We start from the raw sequence: 6,379 nt of genomic DNA on the forward strand, positions 1-6,379 counted from the left end.
CAGAAACCCGCCGTTCCGGTCCGCCGACCCGGCAGCTTCTGCCGGCTGCGGCAGCGTTTACCGGCCCTTATCGTTGGCGCGGTAGAACCCGACGTCGTCCGCGGGACTCGGGACCCACATGCGTGCCAAACGAACGAGCCTCGTCCACCTGATCTACTTCTCGCGCCTGACCCTGTCGTCGGACGTGCAGGTCCGCACCGGCCAGGTCGGCGAGATCACCCGGCACGCGCAGAAAAAGAACGAGTTCTCGGTGATCACCAGCTTCCTGCTGGTGGAGCAGAACTTCGCCGCGCAGGTGATCGAGGGTGAGCGCACCTCGGTGCACGAGACCTTCAACCGCATCTTCGCCGACGACCGCCACCGCGACGTGCAGATCTGCGAATGGCGCGAGATCACCAAGCGCGAGTTCGTCAATTCCTGCCGCAGCAGCATCCGCTCGTCGACGACCGACCCGCACTTCGCCAAGGCGAACCTGCTGCCGATGTTCCAGCGCGGCACGCCCAAGGCGAGCTCGATCCACGCGCTGGCGCTCGCGCTTCAGGCCGAGGAGATGTCCAAGCAGGGCATCGACCACCTCTTCATCTAAGGCGGGTCATTTCATTCCGGTGCAATCTCCGGGATGGAAGAGAGCAGTTTTTTCATCCCTTTCACCCAATCTCGCGATCGGACCTTGAACCCACGGCCCGCTCCATGCCGCAGACGATGTCATGACCGAGACGCCACCGATCCTCATCATTGACGACCAGGAAAAGCTCCTGCGCCTCATCGTGATGCTGATGAATCGCATCGGCTTCCCGGATGTCGAGGGCGTGACCGACGGCGTCGTGGCGCTGGAGCGGCTGCGCGAGCGGAAATACGCCCTCGTCATCTCCGACCTCGACATGGAGCCGATGGACGGCATCAGCCTGCTGCGCGAGATTCGCGCCGACGACGCGCTGATGAACACACCCTTCATCCTGACCGAGACGTCGTTCAACTTCGAGGACATCAACGTCGCCCACCAGGCCGGGGCCGACGCCTTCATCCTCAAGCCGTTCGACATGGCGGTGCTGAAGACCAAGCTGAAGCAGGTCCTCAACCGCAAGCCGCGCAAGCGCGAGGCGCCGATGGCCTCGGAATCGACGCTCAGCGTCGATTTCCCGATGCTGGGCAAGTACTGATCCTGCGCCGGCGGCCGATCCGCGCCGGCGCTCAGGCCTGGCGCTTCTGGTAGTCCTTGATGTCGGTGAAGCGCACCGCCGGGTAGCGCTCCTCCTCGTAGCGCAGCGAAAACGCGGTGGTCGCCATGAACACTGGGGCGCCGTCGAGGTCCTTCGCCATGGCCGAGCCGTGCGAATCGATGAACTTGTCGAGCTCGGCCTCCGAATCCGACGCGACCCAGCGGCAGACCGAGAAGCGCGTCGCGTCGTAGTCGATCGGCAGGCCGTACTCGCCCTGGAGCCGCTCCTTCAGCACGTCGAGCTGCAGCGCGCCGACCACGCCGACGATCGCGCCCGAGCCGTCCTGCGGCACGAAGACCTGGACGACGCCCTCCTCGCCCATCTGCTGCAACGCCTCGCGCAGCTTCTTCGCCTTCATCGCGTCGGTGAGCTTGATCCGGCGCAGCAATTCGGGGGCGAAGCTCGGCACGCCGCGGAAGACGATGTCCTCGCCCTCGGTCAGCGTGTCGCCGATGCGCAACGTGCCGTGGTTCGGGATGCCGACCACGTCGCCGGCGAAGGCCTCGTCGGCGATGGCGCGGTCCTGCGCGAAGAAGAATTGCGGGGCCGAGAGCGACATCGGCTTGCCGGTGCGCACGAGCTTCGCCTTCATCCCGCGCCGGAGCTGGCCGGAGCAGACCCGCATGAAGGCGATGCGGTCACGGTGGTTCGGATCCATGTTCGCCTGGATCTTGAAGACGAAGCCGGTCATCTTCGGCTCGGTCGGGGCGACGGTACGCTTGTCGCAATCCTGCCCGCGCGGCGGCGGCGCGAAGCGGGCGAGCCCGTCGATGAGGTCGCGCACGCCGAAATTGCGCAGGGCCGAGCCGAAGAAGACGGGCGAGAGATGGCCCTCGCGGAACGCCTCGAGATCGAAGGCCTTCAGCCCGCCCTCGGCGAGCTCGACCTCCTCGCGCCAGGCATCGGCCTCGCCGTTCTCGGTGAGCAGCCGGTCGAACAGCGGATCGGCGAAGCCGGCGACCGCTTCCGTCCCGGCGTCGTCGGCCGCGTCGAAGCGGCGGACCCGGTTGCCGCCGAGCTCGTAGGTGCCGGCGAAGTTGCGGCCGCGGCCGATCGGCCAGGTGATCGGCGCGACGTCGAGCGCCAGCGTCTTCTCGATCTCGTCGAGCAGCTCGAAGGGCTCGCGCGCCTCGCGGTCGAGCTTGTTCACGAAAGTGACGATCGGGATGTCCCGCAGCCGGCACACCTCGAACAGTTTTCGCGTCCGCGCCTCGATGCCTTTTGCGGCGTCGATGACCATCACCGCGGAATCGACCGCCGTGAGGGTGCGATAGGTGTCCTCGGAAAAATCCTCGTGGCCCGGCGTGTCGAGCAAGTTGAAGACGCAGTCGCCGTACTCGAAGGTCATCACCGAGGTGACGACCGAGATGCCGCGCTCCTTCTCGATGCCCATCCAGTCCGAGCGGGTGGAGACGCGGTTGCGCTTGGCCTTGACCTCGCCCGCGAGCTGGATCGCGCCGCCGAACAGCAGCAGCTTCTCCGTCAGCGTGGTCTTGCCGGCATCCGGGTGCGAGATGATCGCGAAGGTGCGCCGCCGCGCCACCGGATCGGCGGGCGGCCTCGCCTCGGTCTTGGTCTGCGGCTGCATCAGCATCGTCAAAACGGCTCTCGGACCCGCATCCGGGGTCGGTGTCGTGGAGTTTCGGGCGGGCCTGCACACCCTTCGAACGGGGCGACCGACCTTTGCGCCCTCCTCTAGGCGCCCGGCCGCCGCTTGGCAAAGACGCGCGGGCGAAGCGACCGGCTCAGCCGCGGCCGATGAACGGCATCGCCGTGGCGGTCAGCGTCATGAACTGGACGTTGGCCGAGAGCGGCAACCCGGCCATGTAGAGAACGGCCTCGGCGACGTGCCGCGCATCCATCACCGGCTCCTGCCGGATCGACCCGTCGGCCTGCCGGACGCCGGCGGCGAACCCGTCGGTCATCTCGGTGGCGGCGTTGCCGATGTCGATCTGGCCGCAGGCGATGTCGTAGGGCCGCCCGTCGAGCGAGGTCGCGCGCGTCAGCCCGGTGACCGCGTGCTTGGTGGCCGCGTAGGGCGCCGAGTGCGGCCGCGGCACGTGGGCCGAGACGGAGCCGTTGTTGATGATCCGGCCGCCGCGGGGATCCTGCCGCTTCATCATCCGGAACGCGCCCTGCGTGCACAGGAACGCGCCGGTGAGGTTGGTGTCGACGCTGGCGCGCCAATCCTCGAGCGAAACCGCGTCGATGGCGGCGGCCGGCGTGAAGGTGCCGGCATTGTTGAACAAGAGGTCGAGCCGGCCATGCGCCGCCGCCACGCGGGAAAACAGCCGATCCACCGAGGCCGGATCGGTGACGTCGGCCTCGACGACGAGCGCGGCGCCGATCTCGCCCGCCACCGCGTCCAGAGCCGCGCGCCGCCGCCCGGCCAGCACGACGGCATAGCCGGCCCGCCCGAGCGCCAACGCCACGACCCGCCCGAGGCCGGACCCCGCCCCCGTCACCAAAGCCACCCTGCCGCCCATCGCGCGCCTCTCCACCGCCCCCGTCAAACCAGTTGCCTGTCCGCGCATCCGCGTCTAGACAGCGCCGTCCTCTGGTGGGGCGTCGCCAAGTGGTAAGGCAGCGGTTTTTGGTACCGCCATTCCCAGGTTCGAATCCTGGCGCCCCAGCCAAAGGCCCAGGATTCTTAGCCGACCGTTGATTTCTCGGCTGTTTTCGGACCCGCCCGGGCCGACCGCTCCGTCCAGGTCCACTCGGGAGGTCCACTTGTCCGGACGGCAGGGATTCCTGCCTTGTCTCGCACCCACCTCCGCCGTCGCCGACAAACGGTCTTTTTTCGCCGTATCATCCCCCGTGACCTGCGCCAGCGGTTCGGCCAGTGTGAGATCCTGCGCTCTCTCGGCCACGCCACGCCCGGCGAGGCTCGTCGGATGGCGCAACGCCTGTGGGATGGGACAGAGACCTTGTTCACCCTCGTCCGTTTCAACCGGTCTCTCACGCGCGCCGATATCGCTCGGCTCGCGGAAGAGTACCTCGAATCCGAGACTCTCAAGCACGATGGCCTGCTCGCCACCATTGGGCACTTTCCGGAACTCGAGGATCTCCCTCCGTCCGACAGCCCGGCCTGCGAAGACGAGATCGACGATAGCAGCGATCCCGCCCCGGACGCTCCGAAGGGGACCCTTAATGACCCAGCCGAATGGCTCGACCTTTATGAGAGCCGATTGAACGGCCTGAAGCGCGACCGATCACTCAACAATTTTACGGCCGTTCGCGACACCGCAAAGGATCTCGCTGCGCGCAACGAGATCGACCTCGACTCGTACCCCCATGCAAACGCGCTTTGCCGCGCCTTGCTCGACGCCGACATCACGATCACCGAGGATAAGCTGACCTTTCTCCGCGACGTCGTTCTGCCTCACCACCCTCGGCACACGACGACCCGTCGTACGATCGCACCGGCTCCGCTCTCCCAGCCCAGGGCACCAGAACCCGCGATGCTGCGCGGGGCACAAAACCTTTTTAGCGAGAGCTGGGCGATTTATGCGCGGGACCGCGTCGACAGCGGTGACTGGAAAGCGTCGAATGAACGGCAAGCCCGGTCGACGGGACGCATGTTCGTCGAGATCTGCGGGGACAAGCCGCTGAGCGCCTATGGGTCGGCGGATGGGGCTGCCTTCAAGCGTGCTCTGCTCGCGTTGCCGGCCAACTACGACAAGAACACCGAGTGGCGCGACATCCAGCGCCGGTGCGGCATCCGTGGCTTGATCGACCATTGCAGCGGCAAGCCCGGGATCGATCGACTGAAGCCGCAAACCTTCAATCGGCACCTGGCCGCCTTGTCGGGCATCTGGCCTTGGGCCCAGACCAACGAAGTCGTCGCCAAGGGTCTCCCCTCGATCTTCGAAGGTCTGCACATCAACCTGAAGCGCGCGCGAGGAAAGCTCCATAGAGCGCGAGACGAACGGCCGATGTGGGATCAGACCGAACTCGCGGCCGTTCTGAATGCACCCTTGTTCACGGGTGTTCGAAGTCGTCGGAGCTGGAAAAGGCCGGGACCGAACGTCCTGCGCGACGAGCGGTACTGGGGCGTCCTGATCGGCTGTCACAGCGGTATGCGTCGTGGCGAACTCTTCCAGCTCCGCGTGCGGCACGTCGTGCAGGATGCAGAGACCGGTATTTGGTACTTCAATTTGACGGAACGAACCCTCGAGCTGAAAGCGGAGGGCAGTGCCCGCTGGGTCCCTCTTCATCAAAATCTGCTGAAGCTGGGCTTGCTTGAAGCGTTGGTACACGGACGAGGACAGCATAAATTGCTCTTGCCGGAGGGCGATGAAGGCCCCGAGCAACAGGATGATCTCGACGACGGCGACAGCGCGTCATCTGGCAGCGCCTTCGGAAAGTGGTTTCAGCGCTTCAAATCGGAATACGGCGTGCGTAATGAGGTGGTGTTTCATTCCTTCCGGCACACGGTGACAACGCTTCTTTGCAATGTCGGGGTTCAGCGAGAATTCGTGGAAGAGCTCATCGGCCATGAAAGCAAGGAAAGGCGTTCTGAAATCAAGCGTTACAATAAGGGCCAAACCCTGTTAATGCTCAAAAATGTCATCGATCGACTTGTTCTTCCGATAGACTTGAAGAGAATGATGGAAGCGGCGCCGACCGACGGTCCTTGCGCAGCGTTCCATCCAAGACAGCCGTCGGCCCTATAGAATACGACAGGACGATTCGTATTGGGCTTTGATCGGCGCAATATTAATTATAATATAAAAGCTGATATGCGCCCGAAAGTGTTGATTATACAATGCGACAGTCAAGATTGTTTAAAACGCTTTACCTGCGTTCCGAAAGAGAACTCGCTTTAATGCAATCAGCCGTGTGCGTAAAAGCCGTTTGCGGCACGAGGATGCGGCCGCAATTTCCGCTTACAGGCTATTCCTGACGCTGACATCTATGACCGGGTAGGGTGGTTTCCTGCTCGTCCGCTTCCGGAGAGCGGATGCATCGAAGCGGACATAGCCCCTGGGACCGCTCACGACCCTTCTCGGACCCTCCAAAGGTCTCCTTCGCGGCAGGTTGGCGGAGGATGCTACGATCGGCGTGGGCGGGAGGCGGACAGTATGCGATGGACGTTCACGAACCGTCGCTCCTGCGCACGACCCAGGATGCGCAGGACGCTCGTCACCGTGCGGCGG

Annotated in this window: 5 protein-coding genes and 1 tRNA gene; 4 read left to right on the forward strand and 2 right to left on the reverse strand. The window is 64.7% G+C overall.

The window, feature by feature from the left end; genetic code table 11:
- Positions 1-118 precede the first annotated feature (118 nt).
- On the forward strand, positions 119-586 hold the full coding sequence (locus MKK64_RS19830) for a BLUF domain-containing protein (protein ID WP_147725060.1): 468 nt from the start codon (positions 119-121) through the stop codon (positions 584-586).
- 121 nt (positions 587-707) lie between these two features.
- Positions 708-1,160, forward strand: a complete 453-nt coding sequence (locus tag MKK64_RS19835) for a response regulator (protein ID WP_147725058.1) — start codon at positions 708-710, stop codon at positions 1,158-1,160.
- Positions 1,161-1,191: 31 nt separating this feature from the next.
- Here MKK64_RS19835 and MKK64_RS19840 read toward each other — a convergent pair whose 3' ends face one another.
- Together MKK64_RS19840 and MKK64_RS19845 are read right to left on the reverse strand one after the other, a co-directional pair.
- Entirely contained in the window at positions 1,192-2,808 is a 1,617-nt protein-coding gene (locus tag MKK64_RS19840) for a peptide chain release factor 3 (protein ID WP_409567278.1), read from the reverse strand.
- A gap of 157 nt (positions 2,809-2,965) precedes the next feature.
- Positions 2,966-3,706 (reverse strand): SDR family oxidoreductase, encoded by a 741-nt coding sequence (locus tag MKK64_RS19845; protein WP_243936620.1) that lies wholly within the window; start codon positions 3,704-3,706, stop codon positions 2,966-2,968.
- Between the two features lie 75 nt (positions 3,707-3,781).
- Between MKK64_RS19845 and MKK64_RS19850 the strand changes: the two genes are divergently transcribed.
- Positions 3,782-3,856 (forward strand) — tRNA-Gln (locus MKK64_RS19850).
- A gap of 120 nt (positions 3,857-3,976) precedes the next feature.
- Positions 3,977-5,896, forward strand: a complete 1,920-nt coding sequence (locus MKK64_RS19855) for a DUF6538 domain-containing protein (protein WP_243936621.1) — start codon at positions 3,977-3,979, stop codon at positions 5,894-5,896.
- The last annotated feature ends 483 nt before the right edge of the window (positions 5,897-6,379 follow it).

The organism is Methylobacterium sp. E-025, from assembly GCF_022829705.1.
Classification (GTDB): domain Bacteria; phylum Pseudomonadota; class Alphaproteobacteria; order Rhizobiales; family Beijerinckiaceae; genus Methylobacterium.

Excerpts from the sequence above, each read along its gene's own strand:
- MKK64_RS19830 (WP_147725060.1), top strand. The coding sequence starts at position 119 with ATGCGTGCCAAACGAACGAGCCTCGTCCACCTGATCTACTTCTCGCGC.
- MKK64_RS19835 (WP_147725058.1), top strand. The coding sequence starts at position 708 with ATGACCGAGACGCCACCGATCCTCATCATTGACGACCAGGAAAAGCTC.
- MKK64_RS19840 (WP_409567278.1), bottom strand. The coding sequence starts at position 2,808 with ATGCAGCCGCAGACCAAGACCGAGGCGAGGCCGCCCGCCGATCCGGTG.
- MKK64_RS19845 (WP_243936620.1), bottom strand. The coding sequence starts at position 3,706 with ATGGGCGGCAGGGTGGCTTTGGTGACGGGGGCGGGGTCCGGCCTCGGG.